Genomic DNA, 19,069 nt, shown 5'->3' with positions numbered 1-19,069 from the left:
GTTACGCTGGCTGCCAAGAGATCTGGGAGCATCGACCGGATATCGAGGACAGTGCGTTTCAGAGGCGGATCAGGGTGCGAGCAGCGATATAGCCATCGGGGCGGATCAGCATCGCGGCGGATTCGCTGATCTCGTAGTTGCGGTGGACACTGCCGTCGGTGTCGATGATTGTGTCGGGGCCGGTGGCTGTGGTGTCGGTAGTGACCCGGATCCTGCGCGGCGAGTCGGCGAGCGGATTGTCGATTGTGATCTCCGGTGCTGGATGTCCGTGGTCGAACGTCAGCAAAGTCCAGTGCGGGCCGCGCAGCAGGTCGAAAATCCGAACCCGGCGGCCGGTCATGGGATCGAGGCCGGCGGCGTCGGAGCGAACCCGACTGGAATCGGGTTGCGGTGCATGTGAAGTGAGCGGGCTGTCGGGGTAGGCGATGGTCAGTCGACCAGTCGTCGACACATGCTCTACCGCGACCGGTCAACGGGGAAATCTGCTGTCCACCAACGTGTTGGATCCAGCGGCCACGAGCGGGGCGGGCCCGGTGGCCGCTAACGCACTGCGTCACCGGGTCGCTGCTGTGACCTCGCCCGAGGGTTCGTCGGCGGCTGAGCGGGTGTGTGTGGTGGCGTCTTCGGGCCGGCCGAATCCGACGACGACTGTGATCACGAGGATGAATGCGATTATTGCGCAGCCGGTTCGGGTGAAATGGAATAGTTCCCAGCGTCGCAGGATATCGGCGTAGTCGCCGGGTGGGGTGCTCACGGCCCAGCGTTTGATCTGCTGGTTGATCGGCACGTTTCCGAAGCGGGTCACCAGGAATGAGAGGAATGTCAGCGCCGAGGCGCTCGCCGCGATCCATCGCGGCGAGGACTTCGACCGTATCGCAAGGATCAGTGTGCTCAGGATGGCGAGTCCCATCAGTGACTGCATCACCGGGCCGTTGACCCGCATCAGCGCGGTGTGGAAGGTGAATCGAACATCAAGGGGCACTTCGCGAAACGCGTACAGCACGTTCACCGCCCCGTATCCGAACGCCCCGGCGAGCAGGCCGGGGAACAGCACCGCCGCGGCCCGGACGGATTTCGACGACATCGGAACTCCTATCGTAGATATCGCAACATCAAGTTGCGATATTGTCAGCATGCCCGCATGGCCTCGATATCGCAACAAGGAGTTGCAATGAGTTCAGCCGCACCCCTCGGACGAGGACCGAAGGTTCGCGCCGCCGTGCTCGCCGCGACCGTCGACGAACTGAGCGAGCACGGGTATGCCGCGTTCACCGTCGACAACGTCGCCCAGCGTGCCGGCGTGCACAAGACCACGGTCTACCGGCGCTGGTCCGACCGGGATGCCCTGATCGCCGATGCGCTGGCCGAGAGCATCGAAGCGGAAATCCCTATCCCCGATACGGGTTCGGTCGAGGACGACCTGCGGGCGTTGGCGCGCAGTCTGGTCGTGTGGATCAGCAGCCCGTCCGGCCGGGCGGTCCTCGCGGTCATGCTGGCCAACGTCGCCGGACAGCCGGCGCCACCCGACACCACTCGCCACGCGTTCCGCGACCGCATCCGCAAGGCGCTGCCGGTCGTGACGCGCGCGGTCGAACGCGGCGAACTTCCCGCCGATACCAACCCCGTCGAATTGATCAAAACCCTTGTGGCACCGATCTATTTTCGCGCGCTGATTACGGGTGAGTCGGTGGACGACCGCACCGCCGACGCGGCGGCGGCAGTGGCGATGACGGCGGCGCGCGCCGGTCTGTTCGGCTGAGCCCGATCGGATCGATCGGTTTGTCGGAATCGTTGCCGCCGCGCGGAACGCCCCAGCTGATCCATCGCCCACACCATCGCGTGGGTATACGCCGAACTCGGTTCTGTGGACCTAATCGGCGAGGATTACCGCCTGCCCCGCGCCGACGTACGCGAGCTGTCGGAATCGGCCGAATTCACATCGATGGGATCAGCTTGTCGACCTGGCCCTACTCGGGTCAGAGGAGCTTCAGCAGGTGCAGGTCGTCGACATACTTGTGGACAAGGGTGGGGGAAAGGTGGGGGATGTCGGCGTCGGGGCCGAGCTCGGCCTGCTGCACGGCGGCGCGGAAGAGGTCGGCGGGCAGGACGGAGCCCCGGGTGGGTTCGGCGGGAGTGCGGTAGGCGTCCAGAACTGGGAGGACGGATTGCTGACGTTGCCGCTGGGGTAGGGCCAGCAGGGCGGTCTCGAAGCGGGACAGCCATTCGCCGTAGTCGTCGAGGCGCTGGATGGGGTGGCCTTCGTCGATGAGCCAGTCGACGAACTGGTCCAGGGAGATGCCGTCGTCGTACGGGTTCAGGACGTCGAAGCTCTGGTAGCCGCTGGTGGCGCGGCCGCCGAGGGTGACGATCGCGTCGGCGGTGAAGTCGGCGGGCAGGCCGTCGTAATGTGCCCGCTGCCGGTGGCCGCCGGAGTCGGTGCGGTAGAACGACTTCGGCGCCATGCCGGTCGCCAGGATGCTGAGGAGCAGCCGGGTGAACACGTCGGTCACGTTGAGCTGCCCGGCGTAATGGCTGTGCGCGAGGATCATGTCGGAGCGGAAGACCGCCACCGGCAGCCCGAACCGCTCCTGCGCATCCCGCAGCAGCACCTCGCCGGCCCACTTACTGTTGCCGTAGCCGTTGGCGTAGCTGTTGTCGAGTATCCGCTCCGGGCTCATCTCGCGGATGTCGCCGTCCTCGGCGAACCTCCCGGACGGCACCTGGCCGGCCACCGCCACCGAGGACAGGTACGTGACCGGCTTACGATTGCCGGTCAGGGCCAGCCGGATCACCTCCGCGGTGCCAACGACGTTGGGGCCGAACAGTTGATCGTAGGGCAGCACGTGGTTCACCAGCGCGGCCGGATGCACGACCATGTCGGCGGAGTCCGCCAGCTGCTGCCAATCCTGCTCCGTCAGACCGAGATTCGGGTATCCGATATCGCCGGGTAGCACCTGCAGCCGGCGTTCGGACAGCTCCCGATAGTGCCGCAACAGCGCCGGATCACCCGAGTCGAACACCGCGTCCAGCCGCGCGCGTGCCGCGTCCGCGTCCTTGCCGCGGATGATGCAGATCAGGACGCCGTCGACGGCGTCCAGCCGCTCCAGCCAGCGCAGGCACAGAAACCGGCCCAGGTATCCGTTGGCGCCGGTGAGCAGCACCGTCCGCGGCGACGTGGCCGCCGCCGGCAGCGCGGGCGCGGCCTCCAGCGTGCCGGCGTCGATGAATTTCTCCAGTGTGAGGTCGGCTGCGCGGATCCGATAGCCGGTGCCGTGCACCGAGACCGCGGTGGGACGCCGCCCCGCGGTAACCTGCTCCTCCTCGATGTATCCGGCCAGCTGCTGCAGATCGACTGCGGGACTGACGATCACGCCGACGGGCACCTGTATCCCGAAGATCTCCTGCAGCAGGTTGGACAGTGACAGTGCCGACAGCGAATCGCCGCCGAGATCGCCGAAGTGCGAGTCGGGCCGGATATCGGCGTCGGCACAGCCCAGTAGCGCCCGCACCGCCCGGTGCACGATCTCCGGCACCGGCCGGTCACCGATACCGCTTCGCAACGCGGTCATTTCGTCGGTCTGCTGCCGCTCCAGCTCTCGGTAGAGTTCCTCCAGCCGCTCCCCGTAGCGCTGCTTCAGGCTGGGCCGCAACAGTTTTCCGACACCGGACAGTAGCCCTTCGGCGCGGGTGAACGGGTGCGTCTCGATGATGATGTCGCGCGGTATCTCGTAGGAGGCCAGCCCGGCACCTTGCGCGATCTGCTGCAGCGACTGCAGGACGGCAGCCTTCAGATCATCCGGATGCGCATGCAGCGCCTCGTCGGTGGGCACCACCACCGCGAGCACGTAGGCGCGCTCGCTGGAGCCGTACACGTAGATCTGCCGAACCAGCGCGCTGGTCGCGTACACGGCCTCCAGCTGGGACATAGCGACGAATTCACCCTGCGACAGCTTCAGCACGTTGTTCCGCCGGTCCACATACTCCAGTTCGTCGGGGCCGATCTCGGCCATGATGTCGCCGGTGCGGTAGAAGCCATCGGCGTCGAACATCTCCGCGCTGAGCTCGGGCCGCTTGTAGTATCCGGGGAACACCGTCATCGTCTTCACCAGCAACTCGCCGCGCGGATGCGGCCGGTCGTCGCGGTGGTAGCCGAGTTCGGGCACATCGGCGAGCTTGTAGTCCAGCACCTGGGGTCGGAGAATGTGGTTGTCCCGCATGATGCCTCCGGCCTCGGTGGAACCGTAACCGTCGTGCAGCGGCAGTTCGAACACGGACTCGATGAAGGCCCGCGTCTCCGCGGACAGCGGTGCAGTCCCACAGCTCATCGCCAGCACGCGGCCACCGAACTGCCGCTCCCGCAGGTCGATTCGCACCTCACGCTCGGCGGAGGTGCGGTCGGCGCCGTCCGCGACGCGCTGTTGCACCTCGCTGACGAACTCATGGAACACCATGTCGCACACCCGCGGCACGAAGGACACGTCGGTGGGCCGCACCAGCGCGAAGTCCTCGAACAGGGTGGACATGTGGCTGCCGGCGGTGAAGTACTCGGTGCCACCACGCATCAGCGTGCTGACCAACTGCATCCGACCCGCCAAGTGGCTCTGTGGCATGTAGTTGAGCCCGATCGCGGGCAGCGGAATGCCATGGGGATCGTGGCGGGCGCGCCACATCGCGGCCAGCATCTCCTCGGTATACATCGCGCCCTTCGGGGTGCCGGTGCTGCCGGAGGTATAGATGAGCATGGCCAGCGGGTTCTCGTCGGCGGCGGGCACGAACAACGGGGCAGGGGGCAGGCTGCTGCCTCGATCGAGCACGGTGTTCAGGTCGGCCACCACGATGGGACTGCCGGCCTGTGCTAGGCGGTGACGGGCGCCATCCATGGCGGCACGGTGGCTGTTGTCCTCGGGCTGGTAGTCGAAGACCAGCAGTTGCTGCGGGGCGGCGGTTCCGGCGAGTACCGCGTCCACGGCTCCGTCGAGCATCTCCAGGCTGCTGGCGAGCACCCGCGGGGAGGTCTCGGCGAGGATCGCCGCCCACTGTGTCGGCGTCGCGCTGACCTGTAGTGGCACCGATACCGCGCCGTGGCGGGCGCAGGCGAAGTCGACGGTGATGTAGCCGGGGCTGGTGAACCCGAGGATCGCGACGAAGTCACCGGCGCGCACCGGATACTGTGGGTCTCGGTGCCATGCGGTGGCCAGCGCGCCCACCCGTGACCACAATTCCCGGTAGGTCATGGTGTCGAAGCGTGGCAACAGTTGGCGGACCCGGTGCCCGGCGGAGTCGGTGCCGAGTTCGGTGCCGCGCATACCCAGGGCCGGCCTGTCGGCATACCCGGCCATGAGGGTGTCGACAATCTGGGCCATTCGCAGGCCGGGCCGCGCGGCGGCGGCGATGACCTCCTCCGCCGGCATGGCATCGTGCACCTGCTGGTCGGTGAGGACCTGGTCGATGCGGTGCTGCTGTTCGGTTTCCCACGTATGCGTCGCCATGGCCGGTCTCCCTGGGGCGTTCGACGGACTACAACTGCAGAAAACTACTGGCAAATAAAAGTCTACTTCCGTGCCTCCGGCGTGCGCCACGAACACGGTGGACCGGGCGACAGCCCGTCCTAATTCAGCCGGCGCGCCTAATTCAGCCGGCGCGGGTCCTGCTCGTGCAGTTCACGTCTGAGTCGTTCGCCGCGTATTGCTTGCCGTCGCGTGTGCCGCTGATCAGGGGGTGCAACCTGGACCGGTCACCTGAGCGAGTGCTCAGCTATCGTCCGCGCTGGGCCGTCGCGATTCGCGGACACGATGCCGGCCGGCGATCAACCTTCCGGCCGCAGGACCGAGGGGAGCGGCTCAGGCGGAAACCTACGGCTGCTCGCGCAGTTCATCGAGGACTCGTTGCGCGAGGGTCATGGGCGTCTCGGCGTCGAAGGCGGCGAGCGGCGGCAACTGCAGGCCGGTCAGCTTGTTCAGCGTGTCGTGCAGTTCCATCGCGGTCAGTGAGTCGAATCCGATCTCCAGGAATGTCCGGTCTCCGGCGATGGCATCCGGGCCACGGTAGCCGAGTAGTCCTGCGGTGCGGGTCAGGATGAGATCCTCGACCACGCGGTGTTGCTCGACGCGGTCGAGTCGGTGCAGTTGGGTGTGCAAGGAGTTCGGCACCGGAGCGTCGGATAGTACTGCGACATGGGATGTTTCGACGGTCGAATGCTGGGCTTGTGGTTCGCCGAACGAGTGCGGGTAGCCAGGCGGGAATGTCCGGTCGAGCCAGTACCGGCGATGCTGGAATGGATAGGTCGGCAGGTCGATCTGCCGCGCGCCGGAACCGGCGAACGCCTGGCCCCAGTCGACCGCTAGCCCACGCACGAATCCGCGCGCCAATGAATTCGCGAACTGATCGAGAGTGCCGCGGCGTCGTTGTAGCGTCGGCAGCGCGAGTCCCGCGGCACCGATGGTCACGGTGATCGGGGTGGTCAGCACTGGGTGCGGCCCCACCTCGACAAAGAAGCCGAATCCCGACTCCGCCATGGCCTCGACCGTCGCCGCGAACTGCACCGGCCTGCGCAGGTTGTCATACCAATAGCCGCCATCCGCGTCGGGGCCCGCCATTTGCGCCCCGGTTACGGTGGAATACCAGGGAATTCGCACAGGTTGCGGGCGTAAGTCGGCGAACTCGGCCAGCAGTCGATCGCGGACGGATTCGACATGCGCCGAATGGGACGCGAAGGGTATCCGCACGAGATGGGCGGGAACGTCCGCGTCATGGTATTCCTTCATCAGGGCCGTGATCGCGTCGTCGTCTCCGGCCACGACGGTCGTGCCGGGGCTGTTGCGGGCGGCGATACTGACCGTGTCGCGCCCCGAGATCCGTTGCGCGACTTCCTCGGACGCCGAATCTATCGATACCATCCGCCCACCGAGTCCGGCGCACAGCGCACCGCGGCGGACAACCGCCCGCACGGCATCGCGCAGCGAAAAAACACCGGCGATATGCGCCGCGGTGATCTCGCCGAACGAATGTCCGATGACCGCATCCGGTTGCACACCGTAGGACTGCCACAGTCGGGCCAGCGATACCGTCACCGCGAACAACACCGGTTGCGCGACTTCGGTTCGCCGTAGCGCTGATTCGTCTCCGACGGCCGCGAGCAGCGACCAATCGACGAAGTCCTTCAGCACCGTCTCACACTCGGTCATAGATGCGGCGAATGCCGGGGAGGATTCGAGCAGCGCCGCGGCCATACCCGCCCACTGCGCGCCGTGGCCAGGGAATACGAAAACGGTTCGGCCGGGCAGATCGGCCCGACCGGTCACGGCGTAGCCGGATGTCCCCGACGCCAGCGCTGTCAGATCGCTTCGGTCGGCACCGAACACAACCGCGCGGTGCGTGAGTCGAGTCCGGCTGGTCGCTGCGGAATATCCCACATCGACCGGATCGGCTCCCGCATCCAGCGCCGCAAGCAGCCGTTTCGCCTGTGCTGCCAGCGCCGGTTCGGTGGCCGCCGAAAGCACCAGCGGCGGTGCCGAAGTACCGATCCGGAACGGAGCCGTTTCGTCCTCCACCGGAGCCTGCTCCAGAATCACGTGTGCGTTGGTGCCGCTGATCCCGAATGCCGAAACGCCTGCGCGCCACGGTTTTCCCCGGTCCGGCCAGGCTGTCGCGGCGGTGACCGGACGCATGGCCCCGGTTGCCCAGTCGACGTGTGGCGACGGTTCGTCCACATGCAAGGTCGGCGGCACGCAGCCGTGCCGCAGCGCCAGCAGCATCTTGATCGTCCCGAGCACGCCCGCTGCGGCCTGGGTATGCCCGATATTCGATTTCACGGAGCCGAGCAGCAGCGGGTAGCGGCGATCACGTCCGTAGGTCGCGAGCAGGGCATTGGCTTCGATCGGATCGCCGAGCGTGGTCCCGGTGCCGTGTGCCTCCAGCACATCCACATCGGACGGCTCGAGCCCGGCGTCGTCGAGCGCCTGCCGGATCAACCGCTGTTGCGCCAGGCCGTTCGGTGCGGTCAGCCCGTTCGACGCACCGTCGGAGTTGATCGCGGTGCCCCGCACGACACCGAGGACGCGTCGGCCCGCACGCCGCGCATCCGACAGGCGTTCCAGCACGAGCACGCCGACACCCTCACCCCATCCGGTGCCGTCGGCGGCCGCCGAGAAAGGTTTGCAGCGCCCATCGGCCGCGAGACCGTTCTGCTTGGCGAACTCTACGAAGGTGGCGGGGGTGGACAGCACGGTCGCACCCCCGACGATGGCCCGCGCGCACTCGCCATAGCGCAGCGACCGGACGGCGAGGTGCAGTGCCACGAGCGATGACGAACACGCCGTGTCCACCGTGAGGGCGGGACCGTGCAGTCCGAGTACATAGGAGATCCGGCCGGACGCGACACCGGCGGCATTACCCGTCATGGCCGCGGCGTCCAGCGTCTTGGCCGCCGCGTAGGTGCGCGGTACGTAGTCGGAGGCCATGATGCCCACGAACACTCCGGTATCGCTGTCGCGCAGCGAGGTCGGGTCGATCCGCGCGTGTTCGAGTGCTTCCCAAGTAGTTTCGAGCAACAACCGCTGCTGCGGATCCATCGTGACGGCCGCGCGCGGTGTGATCCCGAAAAACTCGGGATCGAATGCGGCGGCGTCGAGGAAGCTACCGCGGCGCGCATAGCTGGCATCCGGGTCGGCGCTCCAGCCGCGGTCGGTGGGAAAGTCGCCGATCGTCTCGCGACCATCGGCCAGCAGCTCCCAGAACTGGTCCGGGGACGACACACCGCCCGGCAACCGACATCCGATTCCGACGACCACGACCGGATCATGTTCGACCGGTCGTGTTCGGGTCGGCGCGGGCGGTTCGGGTCGGGACACCGCGTCGCCGGTCATCTCGCCGATGCGATCAGCGACCAGGTTCGCGGTCGGCAGGTCGTATGCGAGAGTCGTTGGCAGGTCGAGTCCAGTGATGTCGGATAGCTCGGCGCACAGGCGAACCGCCGTCGACGAGGTCAGTCCGTAATCGGTGAACACCTGGTCCGGCGCGATCGGGGCGGGTGCCTCGACCAGCGCACGGACCGTGTCGCACACCAGATCCAGCACCAGCTGCCGCCGTTGCGGGTGCGACAGCGCCCGCAGTCGACGCACCCACGGCGAGTCCTTCGGTGCGCCACCGCGATCGAGCATGCCGATCAGCCTGCCGCGGGCGATCTTGCCCGTGGGGGTCAACGGCATTCGCTCCAGCACGATCAGTTCGATCGGAATCTTGTAGTCCGCCAGCCCGTGTGCGGTCAGATGCGCGACGATCTCGTCCAAGGTGATGGTGGCACCCGGTCGCGGGGTGAGGACCGCACACGGATACTCGCCCAGGCGTTCGTCGGGGCGGCCGACGATGGCGACGCGATCCAGTCCGGCCAGCTCGTCGAGCAGCGTCTCCACCTCGGTCGCGGCGAATTTCACCCCACCGACATTGATCACCTCGACATCCCGGCCGCGGAAGGCGATCGTGCCGTCGGCATTCACGCTGGCGCGGTCGCCGGTGCGCAACCATCCGTCTGCAGTCCAGGCGGCCGCGGTCAGTTCCGGGTCCTCGAAGTACTCGTTGCAGCGATACGGGCTGCGGAATTGTAGTTCGCCTATTTCGCCTGTGTCACAGGGCCTTCCGTGCTCGGTGAGCACCCGCGCCTGCCCGCCGGACACCGGCCGACCGATACTGGTAGCCGCGGTCTCCGGCGGGTCGCCGGGCCGGGTGAACAGTCCCGCACCCAGTTCCGACATGCCCCATTGGACGATCACCCGGGCGCTCAGCAGGTGGTCGGCGTCCGCGATGAGCTTCGCCGGCACGGCCGCGCCGCTGGCGCGGATCTCGCGCAGCAGTAGCGTCGCGGTGCCGGGCAAATCCGGCCGGGACAGTATGTCGCGAATCTGAGCGGGCACGGCGAACAGCACCGTCGCCTCGGATTCCCGTGCCACGCGTAGGAATTCGGCCACATCCCAGTCCGCGAGCACCGCCTGACGGCCGCGGGTGACCAGACTCAGGTGCACCGACAGCAGACCGAACAAATGCGTGAACAGGCTGGCGCTGATGATCGTGTCGCTGCTCGCGGCCGCCGCGTCCGCCGCGACCGCGACGGCATTCCCGATCAGGCCGACGTGCGTGTGCACGCAGATCTTCGGGCGCGTCGACGTGGTACCGGACGAGGGGACCAAGAGGAACGGATCCTCCGGCGCAATCTGCACCGGTTCCGGATCGACACCTGACCAGCGTTGCAGCACACCGTGATACGACCGCACCATGGCCGACTCGTCGGCCACGTCCCCGATCACCAGAACATGTTTCGGTGGCCGGAAGTCACCTGGCGGTGGTTTCCGTAGTGCGCGGTGGCCATCCGTTGTGACGACGACCACGCTGGCCCGGGTGCGGGTGACCAGCGTGTGTACCTCGTGCGTACCCAAACCCATGTGCAGCGGCAGCATCGTCGCCCCGGTGATCCCGACGGCGATGTGCACGATCAGGAACTCCCAGCCGTTGGGCAGGTGTACAGCGACGACATCGCCTTTCCCGATGCCGAGATCCTGCAGTCCGCGAGCCAGCGCGTGCGCTTGCGATCGCCACTGCGCCCAAGACCGCCAACCGCCGTCGGCGTACACCGCCGGCTCGTCACCACCGGCTGCGGCGGCATCTTCGAAGAGGGAAACAAGTGTGTGGGACATGGGAACTCCCGAAACGAGCCGCTACGGAGTCCACCCGCCGGCGGGGACGGACATGGTGAATACGCCGCAGCCGAAACTGAGGCCGAACGCGACGAGCAGGCCCTGCCCGCCCGGCCGCCGCACCGGCTCGGCCAGCATCAACGGCACCGAGCAGCCGAGCGTATTGCCGTAGTCGCGCAACACCCGATATGACGAGACGACCTTGTCGTCGCCGGGCTCGACACCGAATTCGTGGCACAGCGCGTTCAGGATGCGCACGCTGCCGGTGTGCACGAGCAACACCGAGGCATCAGCGGGTGCGGCCAGTCGGCAAGAGTCATCCTTCAGCGCCATGCGCACGGTCTCCCGGGCGTAGTAGGCCCCACGCGGCGTGACGAGCGGGCTCAGAGTGTAGGCACGGCGCCCCGGTACCACCGGAATGTCCGAACCTCCGTCGGGGACGGTGCCGAGTTCGGCGTCCTCGGCGAGTTCATTCGTCAGATTGGCGACGGGGCCGAACGACGGGCCGTCGCCGTCGGCCCCGAGCACCATAGCGACCGCCGCATCGGCGAACAGGAATCCGTGCAGAACATTCACCGATTGCTGACGCTGATCCGGGCTCACCTCCAGGAAGTGCCGGTAGAAGCCGGGGAGCGGCGGCGAAAGCGGTGTGGTCGCCTCCGCGAAGCAGACCAGTACGCGCTTTCCCGGATTGCAGGTCAAGTACCAGCGTGCGGTGTCGACGGCTTTCGCCATTGCCGAACAGCCCATGTATTCGATGCTCAGATTCTGTGCCGTCCTCGGCAGTTCGGGCATCCGTGCGAACATGTCACACACCAGGCTCGGCACCAACCGCCCCGGACTACTGGACACACCGAGGACCAGGCCGATTGAATCCACCGGAATGTCGGCCTTGGCGATGCACGCACGGGCGGCCCGGACCGCGAGATCGACCACGGCGATACCCAATTCCGGTTGCGCGCCCTCGAACAACACCTCCGGATAATTGGTCAGGATCGAATAGCGCGTCTCGACACCGAGATTGCGCAACATCTCCATCAGCCGATCGGACAGATGCCCCTCGCCGGCGTCGAGCAGTTCCTCCGTCGAATGCGCCGCGCGCGGCAACTCGGCGGCGACGCCGAGCAGATGGGGATGCACCGTGGTAGTCATCAGAGAATCCGGTCTTCCACTGCCGCCCCGAGTTCGCCCCTGCCGAAGTTCGCGAGCGCCCGCTCAGCGGCATTGGCCAGGTGCAGGCTTCCCGTGTGCACGTCGCGCCAATGTCGTTCCAGCACATCCGGTGTCCGTGCCGCACGGCCACCGGCGATCCGGAACAGCGACTCGACCGCCTCGACCGCGCGTTCGGTGGCGCGGACCTGGTCGCGTCGGGCCCGTAGGCGCAGTTCGAGTGGAATGTCCTCGCCTGCCTCGACATAGCGCAGCTCTTCGGACAGATTCCGCTCGAGTTGCACGATCGCGGCATCGATCTCGGACGCGGCACGGGCCAACCGCACTGCGACGGCGGTGTCCTCGGCTCGTCCCCGCATGCGTTCGACGAATGCGGCATAGGCGCCCTCGGCGGCTCCGATCACCGGCGCGGCAACGCCGCCCGGCAGCACACTGGTGAACGGAAGGCGGTACAGCGCGGGGGTTTCGGCCTCGGTGCCGGCGAGTCCGGCATTGTGCCGTTCGGCATCGTGGATCCGGTGGGCGGGCACGAAGACCCGGTCGAGCAGCAGGTCATGGCTGCCCGTCCCGGCCAGCCCCACCGCGTGCCACACGTCATCGATCCGAAAGTCGCTGCGCGGCACCAGCAGTGTCAGGTGGTCGTCCACCGCGCCGTCCGCGCCGGGTGCCAGGGCGCCCACCATGACCCAGTCGGCGTGCTGGCATCCGGAGGAGAACCCCCACCGCCCGGACAGTTCGGCGCCACCGTCCACCGGTGTCAGCGTGCCCGAGGGGAGATAGGAGGTCGCGATCAACGCGTCCGGGTTCTCGCCCCAGATGTCGCGTTGCGCATCGGTCGGGAACAGTGCCAGCTGCCAGGCGTGTGTGCCGAAGACCGAGGTGACCCACCCGGTCGACGGGCACGCGGCCGCGACCAATCGGACCACTTCGAAGAATTCCACCGGCGACGATTCGTAGCCACCGAATTCGCGGGGCTGCAGCATGCGGAACACACCGGCCGCGGTGAGTTCGCGAATCGTCTGCTCCGGTATGGTCCGCTGCCGTTCGGCCTGCTCCGCCCGCTGCCTGATATCCGGAACGAGATCTCGGACTCGATCCAGAATTTTGCGATCTGTCATAGCTGTCCTGTGGGGGATCTACGCGGCCGCACGGCTTGATCGGCGGACGACAGCGGGAATACTGCCACGACAACCGGAAGTGTGCTCGCCGAGCGCTTTCCACGGGTTGACTTCGTCCCAGCGGTTGCGGGAACCGGCATGGCCTGGCAGATTGCGGTATTCAGATGTCCCACGTCGGGTCGCGCGGGAATTGCTGCACCCCAAGAGGTTCTCGTGTGATCGAACTACCTGACCATCTCGGAGCATCCGATACCGAGCCATCCGGCCTGGTCGCCGACGGTTTGAGCGCTATCGACGCCGCACGGCTGAATCGGTTGATCGGCTACACCGCCGTCCGCTCGTCGGGTGAGATTCTGTCGGCGCTGCTGGCCTCCGATCGCGCCAGCGACCCGAATGATCCGCCATGGAACCGGTGTGCTTTCGATCACTGCGCGCTGATGGTGTTTCCGGTGAGTGTGGCGGCGCTGCACCGGCACCTCGCCGCGCTGGGTCTGCGGGTCGGTGCGACGATGCCCAGCATCGTTGTCCAGCAGCGGTTCTGCGCCCGATACGGGCTCGACCCGCGCAGTTATCGCATCAACATTTTGCGGGCGCACGGGCAGTCCGGCGGCCACGGACTCGAGCAACGTTTCGAGATCTTCTACTCGGCCGATTCCGCCACGACCACCGGATCGTCGATTGTCGCGCGGCAGGTGCGGCGGGCCCGTTACGACGAGCGCAGGCACAATCGGGAAACCCATTTCGCCTTCACCGTCCGCGATTTCGATTCGAGCGGCTACTCGGTGCTGCGGCGTCGACTGGTGCGGGCGGCTGGACTTGTCCCGGACGGCGGCGGCTTCAACCCGCACGACCGCATCCACGGAGCGGGCTGCTCCACGTTCTATTTCGCAGGCCCCGGCCGAGTCGGTGGGGCGCGGTGGCCGCGACGGCTCGAGTTGATCTGTGGTGGACGGCACGATACCGCGCTCGCGGCGCACCACGCGCTGGGCGGCTGAACCTCACCGAATGCTGGTCAGTCGGCCCTGCGTGCCTCGACGATGCTATCCGGCGTGGCGGTGGGGATGATGCCGACGATCTCGAATCCCGCGGTGGCGAGGAGATCGCGGAATTCTTGTTCGGTGCGTTCGCGCCCGCCCGCGCTGACCATCATCTCCAGATCGAGGAATTTGCCGCGATGCGGCCGATTGTCCTCCGGGAGAACAACTTCCATCAGTAGCAGCCGTGCCGAGCCGGTCATCGCGCGATGCACGGTGCGCAGGATCTTCGTCGCGTCGGCGTCGGCCCAGTCGTGCACGATGTGCTTGAGGAGGTAGGCGTCGCCCCCCTCGGGGACCGCGTCGAAGAACGAGCCGCCGACCGCGGTGCAGCGTTGCGGCACTCGCACCTCGGCGACGACCTCGGGCAGATCGAACAGAATGCCGCGGGATCCCGGTGTGCGAGCGAGGATTTCGGCGAGCAGCCGCCCGCGTCCGCCGCCGACGTCGACGATCACGGGAAACCGCTCGAAGTGGCCCGCTGCCAGCATCGGTTCCAGCATCAGTTCGGAGACGCTGGTCATCGCACCGTCGAAGATGGCGCCGAATTCCCGATCGGTGCGTACGTAGTCGAAGAACGGCAACCCGTCGGCGCCTTCGGGAATGACCACCCGGCCGGTGCGCACCGCATCACTCAGATGCGACCAGTATCGGCGATGGTGCGTGGAGCCGATGAACAGCGCGAAATCCCGCAGGGACACCGGCGCATCCGCGCGCAGCGGTTCGGCGAGCGGGGTCAGCGCGTAGGCTCCGTCCGGGCGCTGGGTGAAGATGCCTTGGCCGATCAGCCAGCGCAGCAGCCGCCGCAGATAGTCGGGATCGGCGCCGATCTCGGTCGCGAGATCGGTGAGGCCGCGGGGACCAGCGCTCAGCGCATCGGCGATGCCGAGTTGCGCGGCGGCGCAAACGGCTTGGGCGGTCGATGCCGCGGTGATCATCTCGAACACTGCGATCGGCGGGGGCGCAAGCTTGCGGTGCAGCGTCGTCAACCCGGCGCGGATCCGCTCCACCACCCGGACCACGGGCAGCGGTGGAACTGTGTTCTTACCTTTGGCCACCGGAACATTGTGCGGTAGCCGACCGGTTTCCGCAGGCCGAGGATCTGTGCCAGCCCTGTGCGTCGTCGGGGAGCCCGGCCGAGGGTTCGTCGGTGGCGGAGCTGGGGCGTGGGTGTCGTTGTGGGGACGGTGTGCATCCGATGACGACGGTGATTGCGAGAATGAGTGCGATTAGTGCGCAGCCGGTTCGGGTGAATGGAATAGTTCCCGACGTCGCAGGCTGTCGGTGTAGTCGCTCGGTAGCAGCGGACGGACTACAACTGTCGAAAACTTCTGGCAAACCAAGGGTCTACTTCCGTGGCCTCCGGCATGCGTTACGAAGACGGTGTACTGGGCGACTGACCGTCGAAGGACGAGCGGATGGTCACGCCACCGCCTCGACAGCCCGACCCTGCTCGGCGTGCCGACCGCGTAATGGTGTGCACCTGTCGACGGACGTTTCTGGTCAAGTAAGGGGGAGATCGCGGATCAGTACGTCGAATGTGGGTGCGTCCGGCCAGCTCGGTTTGAGGGTGCCTACCCGAGACCAGCCCCATTTGCGGTAGGTGGTGTAGGCGCGGGTGTTATCGGGGCGGACGAGCAGAGTTGCGCGTTGTTCCGGTCGGTTACCGAGGAGTTCGTCGTGCAGGGCGCGGGCGATGCCTCGCCCGGTGAGTTCGGATCGCACCATGATTTCGCTGAGTCCAAATGTGCGGGAACCATTCTCGGCGGTGAAATCGGCTGCGTTGCCCTTTTCCAATTCGAAACCACCCCACCATGCGGTGTTCTCATGCAGCGGCCAGCCCCACGTCTGGCCGCACGCGAGCCCGTCGAGTTCCGCGATCACCAGTTCGAACCCGGCGGGGCGACCGGGGTCGGTGTATGCGTCGAAGCGGTGCATGAATGCCTCCGGCGACTCGAATTTCTCGCCGGCCTCGATGGCATGAACGTAAGAGTCGCGGAATATGTCCTCGATCTCCGTACGTCGCTCGCGGGCCTGTTCGGCCGAAAGATGGTGGAACTTCAGGACTGTCGCATTCTGTTCCGGATTCATGCGGTGGTGACCCTTCTCGCCAGATTGTCGAAGCGGTACCGGAATTCATCCGAATACCCTTCGGCTGCGTCACGAACTGGCGCAAGTAGTTTGAGTGTGCGAGTCGAGGAGACCTCTCGCTCGAGGTCGCTGAGGACCGAAAGCCCTTGGTCGGTAGCACTTTCGAGATCCCCTACATTTGCCAACGCCGCGGCCCATCCTGCTCGATAGTTCGCGGCGTTGCGCGCACCTGCCTGCTCGAGTGCGAGTCCAGCCGACAGGGTTACGGCCTTAGCCGAGTCGCCGAGGTCTGAGGTGCCGCGGGCCTCATGGCACCGGATCTCGGTGGTTGTAACGAAGCGGAGCCACTGTGGGCACTCCTCTGTCGATTCGTGCTCGAATGCGAAATCGAGTTCGCGCCAAGCAGTGGCGACAGCTTTGCCGAATCCGGTGCGGTCGCCGAGGACGCCGTATGCCTGGGCTTCACGGACGGCCATCAATGCGTGGATGCGGCCTGGTGGGCGACCACGGCTGAGGTCCCGCGCACGTCCGATAAGTCCGAGCGCGCGGTGCGGGTTTCCTTGACCGGATCGCGACAGGGTGGTCGCTTGATGTGCGGCGTTCAAACAGACGTGGACGGTTAGCCCGTCGTCGCCCGCCTGGTTGGCCAGTGCGAACGCGTCGGCATAACAGCGGCGCGCGAGCGGATGCCTCTCCGAGTCGTAGGCCAACCAACCGGCGATCGTGGCGAGCTCGCCTGCGGCGCGCATGAAGGCCTTGCCCGCTTGCTCGTCGAAGGCGGATGTTTCCAGAACGGCCTTCACCCGTTCGAGTTCCTTTACTGCCGTCTGTACCAGCGCTGTGCCACCCACGATCTGCTCGCGCTGGGCAATGTCCTCGACGTTCGCTGCAAGGCGGCGCGCGTCGGCAACTCCGATGCGATTCGGTATCGGGGCGGAATCCACGGTAGGCAGGGCAATTGCCGTTCCGAGCAAGATTCCGAACTCCCGGCGCTTCACTTCATCGCCCTCGACTTCCCGCGCAATGTGTGGTCTACCCGTCGCCAGGATATCGTCGGCCACCGCTGCTCGGAACCGTTGAGCCTGTTGATCATTCAGTCGGGCAAGTGCCGAATCCAGGTCCTGGGCGGACTTCCCCCGTACCGGACGGGTTGCTGTCGCCTTCTCCCACTTCCTGATCGTGGGCGGCTCATAGCCGACCTGCGCGGCGAAGTCATCCTGGGTCATTCGCAACGCCGCTATGCGGAGGGCTTTCACCTCTGCACCTGTCCACCTGGTGACGATCATGGGCCCCCTGTTCGTGTCCACAACGCTCGGTATCAGAAGCGTATTACTTGCGCGGTTTCGTGGCTGGGATCGAACTGGCTGTTCGGCCACGCTTTATGGGCATCCGGTTGTTGCTAGGTGTCGGGTGCCTCGACCACGGCTACGGGGAGGGATCATGACGAATTCGAAACTGCCGCAGCGCTATCCGATTGTCGGGCCGCCTACCGCCTACAGCGGCGCCTCCGCTGAGGTGGTCGAGCGGTTCGCCGATGCCGTCCGCGAGTGGGCCGGACATGTGCGCCCGGAGTCGCGCCGAGGCATCGAGTCCACGCCGGATGGGTGTGCGAATCGTGAGGGGGTGTGATGCGCCGAGATCGGTTGCGGACCACAGAAACTCAGGATAGTCGCAAGGTCGCGGTGTGGCAGTTGGTCGAGTGTTCCGCGCGAGTCCTGCGCGTGCAGTTCACTTCGGAGTCGTTCACCGCGTATTCCTTGCCGTCGCACGCACAGCTGCCGGGAGTGCAACCGGGAACAGTGATGTTCGATCCGTCCCCCGATCTGGCCGCCGCCCGTGAGTTGCTGCCCAAGCACAGTGATCTGTGGGACGCGCTCCGAGACGACTACTGGGCGGCGCTCATGAGTTCGAAGGACCTGCCGAACCCATTGGAGGCATAGGGCAGATGTCCGAGGGCTCTCGGGGCGAGATTGCTCCGTCTGTGCGCGCATTGCTTGCGGCTTTTCACCAAGAAACGCATTTCAAGCTCGACCTCGCGCCAGCCGATAGTTTGCCGGTCTATGAGCGCACATCCGATGGCTGGCTGTGCCGAGTCGGCGAAGACGGTTGGCTGCTCGACGGTGACCTGGACTAGAGCGACGCCGATTAGGGGCACGTTAGCGGGCGACACCCTGGCCGTCTTTTATCCAGAACATGCCGCGACCCGACTCCGCAGGCGCGCGCACCTCGCGTGGTGCGATCCGGTCGAGCCGGTATCCGAGTCGGCGGGGGACTGCGGCGCTGCGAATATTGGCTTCGTCGCAGTGAATTTCGATGTGGTCGATGCCAGGCAGGTCTAACGCGATTCGGGTCAGTGCGGCCGCGGAGCGGGTGATTATTCCTCGGCCGGTATGCGCGACATGGCACCAGTAGCCGAGTTCCAACGTGCGCGGGCCGACGCGGTCGTGGATTCCGATCGCACCGAGTACGGTCCCCGCGACGTCGAAGATGCCGTAGTTGCAACTCCCATCGGGGCTCGGCCAACTTGTCGCCATCGCCTCGCCGAAGGCGCGTTGCCGCTCGAGTGTCATGGGCTCGGCGAGCCAGTCCATCCATGGATGGAGGTGATCGAAGGAGGCGGTCACCGCGTCGAATCGTGACATCAGATCCTCGGGCTGCCAACTGCGCAGCAGCAGGTCACCCAGGTTGATCTGCTGAGGCGGCGCAATTCCGGACGCAAGCGCGGTTGGTTGCTCGGTGGTCATCCTGGGATGTTGGCAGCCGATCCGATGCGGGGCAACGCAATAACGTCGGCAGTTTCGCGCCAGCTCGACCATCGTGTCGGTGTCGCCTTGGCCCCGGCCTGGCCATCCCTCGTCGGGGGCGCTCATACCGGACATCATCGCAGTCCGAACCGGGACTGGACCGCCAGGTCGAACTAGCTGGGTTTGTGTTGTGTCGACGAAGACGGCTGGATCTCGGGCTGTGATGC

At 66.3% G+C, this 19,069-nt stretch carries 14 protein-coding genes; 4 read left to right on the top strand and 10 right to left on the bottom strand.

Annotation, left to right across the window (positions count from 1 at the left end; translation table 11 throughout):
• Positions 1-58 precede the first annotated feature (58 nt).
• On the bottom strand, positions 59-451 hold the full coding sequence (locus AB0L58_RS07765; RefSeq protein ID WP_364382829.1) for a hypothetical protein: 393 nt from the start codon (positions 449-451) through the stop codon (positions 59-61).
• Positions 452-553: 102 nt separating this feature from the next.
• Positions 554-1,084, bottom strand: coding sequence for a DUF1772 domain-containing protein (locus tag AB0L58_RS07760; RefSeq protein ID WP_364382826.1), 531 nt, complete (start codon positions 1,082-1,084; stop codon positions 554-556).
• An 87-nt stretch (positions 1,085-1,171) separates the two neighbouring features.
• Here AB0L58_RS07760 and AB0L58_RS07755 point away from each other — a divergent pair, with 87 nt between their 5' ends.
• A complete protein-coding gene (locus tag AB0L58_RS07755; RefSeq protein WP_364382823.1) occupies positions 1,172-1,759 on the top strand; it encodes a TetR/AcrR family transcriptional regulator in 588 nt (195 codons plus the stop codon).
• Positions 1,760-1,976: 217 nt separating this feature from the next.
• Here the strand turns inward: AB0L58_RS07755 and car are convergent, their stop codons facing one another.
• The 4 genes from car to hsaA all read right to left on the bottom strand — a co-directional run bounded on the left by car (position 1,977) and on the right by hsaA (position 12,973).
• Positions 1,977-5,489, bottom strand: coding sequence for a carboxylic acid reductase (gene car, locus AB0L58_RS07750; RefSeq protein WP_364382820.1), 3,513 nt, complete (start codon positions 5,487-5,489; stop codon positions 1,977-1,979).
• Positions 5,490-5,852: 363 nt separating this feature from the next.
• Entirely contained in the window at positions 5,853-10,685 is a 4,833-nt protein-coding gene (locus tag AB0L58_RS07745) for a beta-ketoacyl synthase N-terminal-like domain-containing protein (protein WP_364382817.1), read from the bottom strand.
• Positions 10,686-10,706: 21 nt separating this feature from the next.
• Positions 10,707-11,837: a 3-oxoacyl-[acyl-carrier-protein] synthase III C-terminal domain-containing protein gene (locus tag AB0L58_RS07740; RefSeq protein WP_364382814.1), complete on the bottom strand. Its 1,131-nt coding sequence runs from the start codon at positions 11,835-11,837 to the stop codon at positions 10,707-10,709.
• Positions 11,837-12,973: a 3-hydroxy-9,10-secoandrosta-1,3,5(10)-triene-9,17-dione monooxygenase oxygenase subunit gene (hsaA, locus tag AB0L58_RS07735; RefSeq protein ID WP_364382811.1), complete on the bottom strand. Its 1,137-nt coding sequence runs from the start codon at positions 12,971-12,973 to the stop codon at positions 11,837-11,839. Before hsaA ends, AB0L58_RS07740 begins: the two co-directional genes overlap by 1 nt.
• Before the next feature lie 215 nt (positions 12,974-13,188).
• Here hsaA and AB0L58_RS07730 point away from each other — a divergent pair, with 215 nt between their 5' ends.
• Positions 13,189-13,968: a hypothetical protein gene (locus tag AB0L58_RS07730; RefSeq protein WP_364382808.1), complete on the top strand. Its 780-nt coding sequence runs from the start codon at positions 13,189-13,191 to the stop codon at positions 13,966-13,968.
• Positions 13,969-13,985: 17 nt separating this feature from the next.
• Here the strand turns inward: AB0L58_RS07730 and AB0L58_RS07725 are convergent, their stop codons facing one another.
• The 3 genes from AB0L58_RS07725 to AB0L58_RS07715 form a co-directional block, all read right to left on the bottom strand.
• Positions 13,986-15,065, bottom strand: a complete 1,080-nt coding sequence (locus AB0L58_RS07725; protein WP_364382805.1) for a methyltransferase — start codon at positions 15,063-15,065, stop codon at positions 13,986-13,988.
• Between the two features lie 445 nt (positions 15,066-15,510).
• Positions 15,511-16,098 carry a GNAT family N-acetyltransferase gene (locus AB0L58_RS07720; protein WP_364382802.1) on the bottom strand — a complete coding sequence of 196 codons (588 nt, stop codon included), beginning with the start codon at positions 16,096-16,098 and terminating at the stop codon, positions 15,511-15,513.
• On the bottom strand, positions 16,095-17,324 hold the full coding sequence (locus AB0L58_RS07715) for a hypothetical protein (RefSeq protein WP_364382799.1): 1,230 nt from the start codon (positions 17,322-17,324) through the stop codon (positions 16,095-16,097). Before AB0L58_RS07715 ends, AB0L58_RS07720 begins: the two co-directional genes overlap by 4 nt.
• Before the next feature lie 214 nt (positions 17,325-17,538).
• Here AB0L58_RS07715 and AB0L58_RS07710 point away from each other — a divergent pair, with 214 nt between their 5' ends.
• A complete protein-coding gene (locus AB0L58_RS07710; RefSeq protein WP_364382796.1) occupies positions 17,539-17,727 on the top strand; it encodes a hypothetical protein in 189 nt (62 codons plus the stop codon).
• 92 nt (positions 17,728-17,819) lie between these two features.
• Positions 17,820-18,038, top strand: coding sequence for a hypothetical protein (locus AB0L58_RS07705; protein WP_364382793.1), 219 nt, complete (start codon positions 17,820-17,822; stop codon positions 18,036-18,038).
• A 216-nt stretch (positions 18,039-18,254) separates the two neighbouring features.
• Here the strand turns inward: AB0L58_RS07705 and AB0L58_RS07700 are convergent, their stop codons facing one another.
• Positions 18,255-18,842 carry a GNAT family N-acetyltransferase gene (locus tag AB0L58_RS07700; protein ID WP_364382790.1) on the bottom strand — a complete coding sequence of 196 codons (588 nt, stop codon included), beginning with the start codon at positions 18,840-18,842 and terminating at the stop codon, positions 18,255-18,257.
• Positions 18,843-19,069: the final 227 nt, after the last annotated feature.

Origin of the sequence: Nocardia sp. NPDC052112, assembly GCF_040680135.1 — a bacterium.
In the GTDB taxonomy this organism is placed as follows: domain Bacteria; phylum Actinomycetota; class Actinomycetes; order Mycobacteriales; family Mycobacteriaceae; genus Nocardia.
The sequence above is the reverse complement of the archived record's forward strand: the minus strand, read 5'-3'. Positions and strand labels throughout refer to the sequence as shown.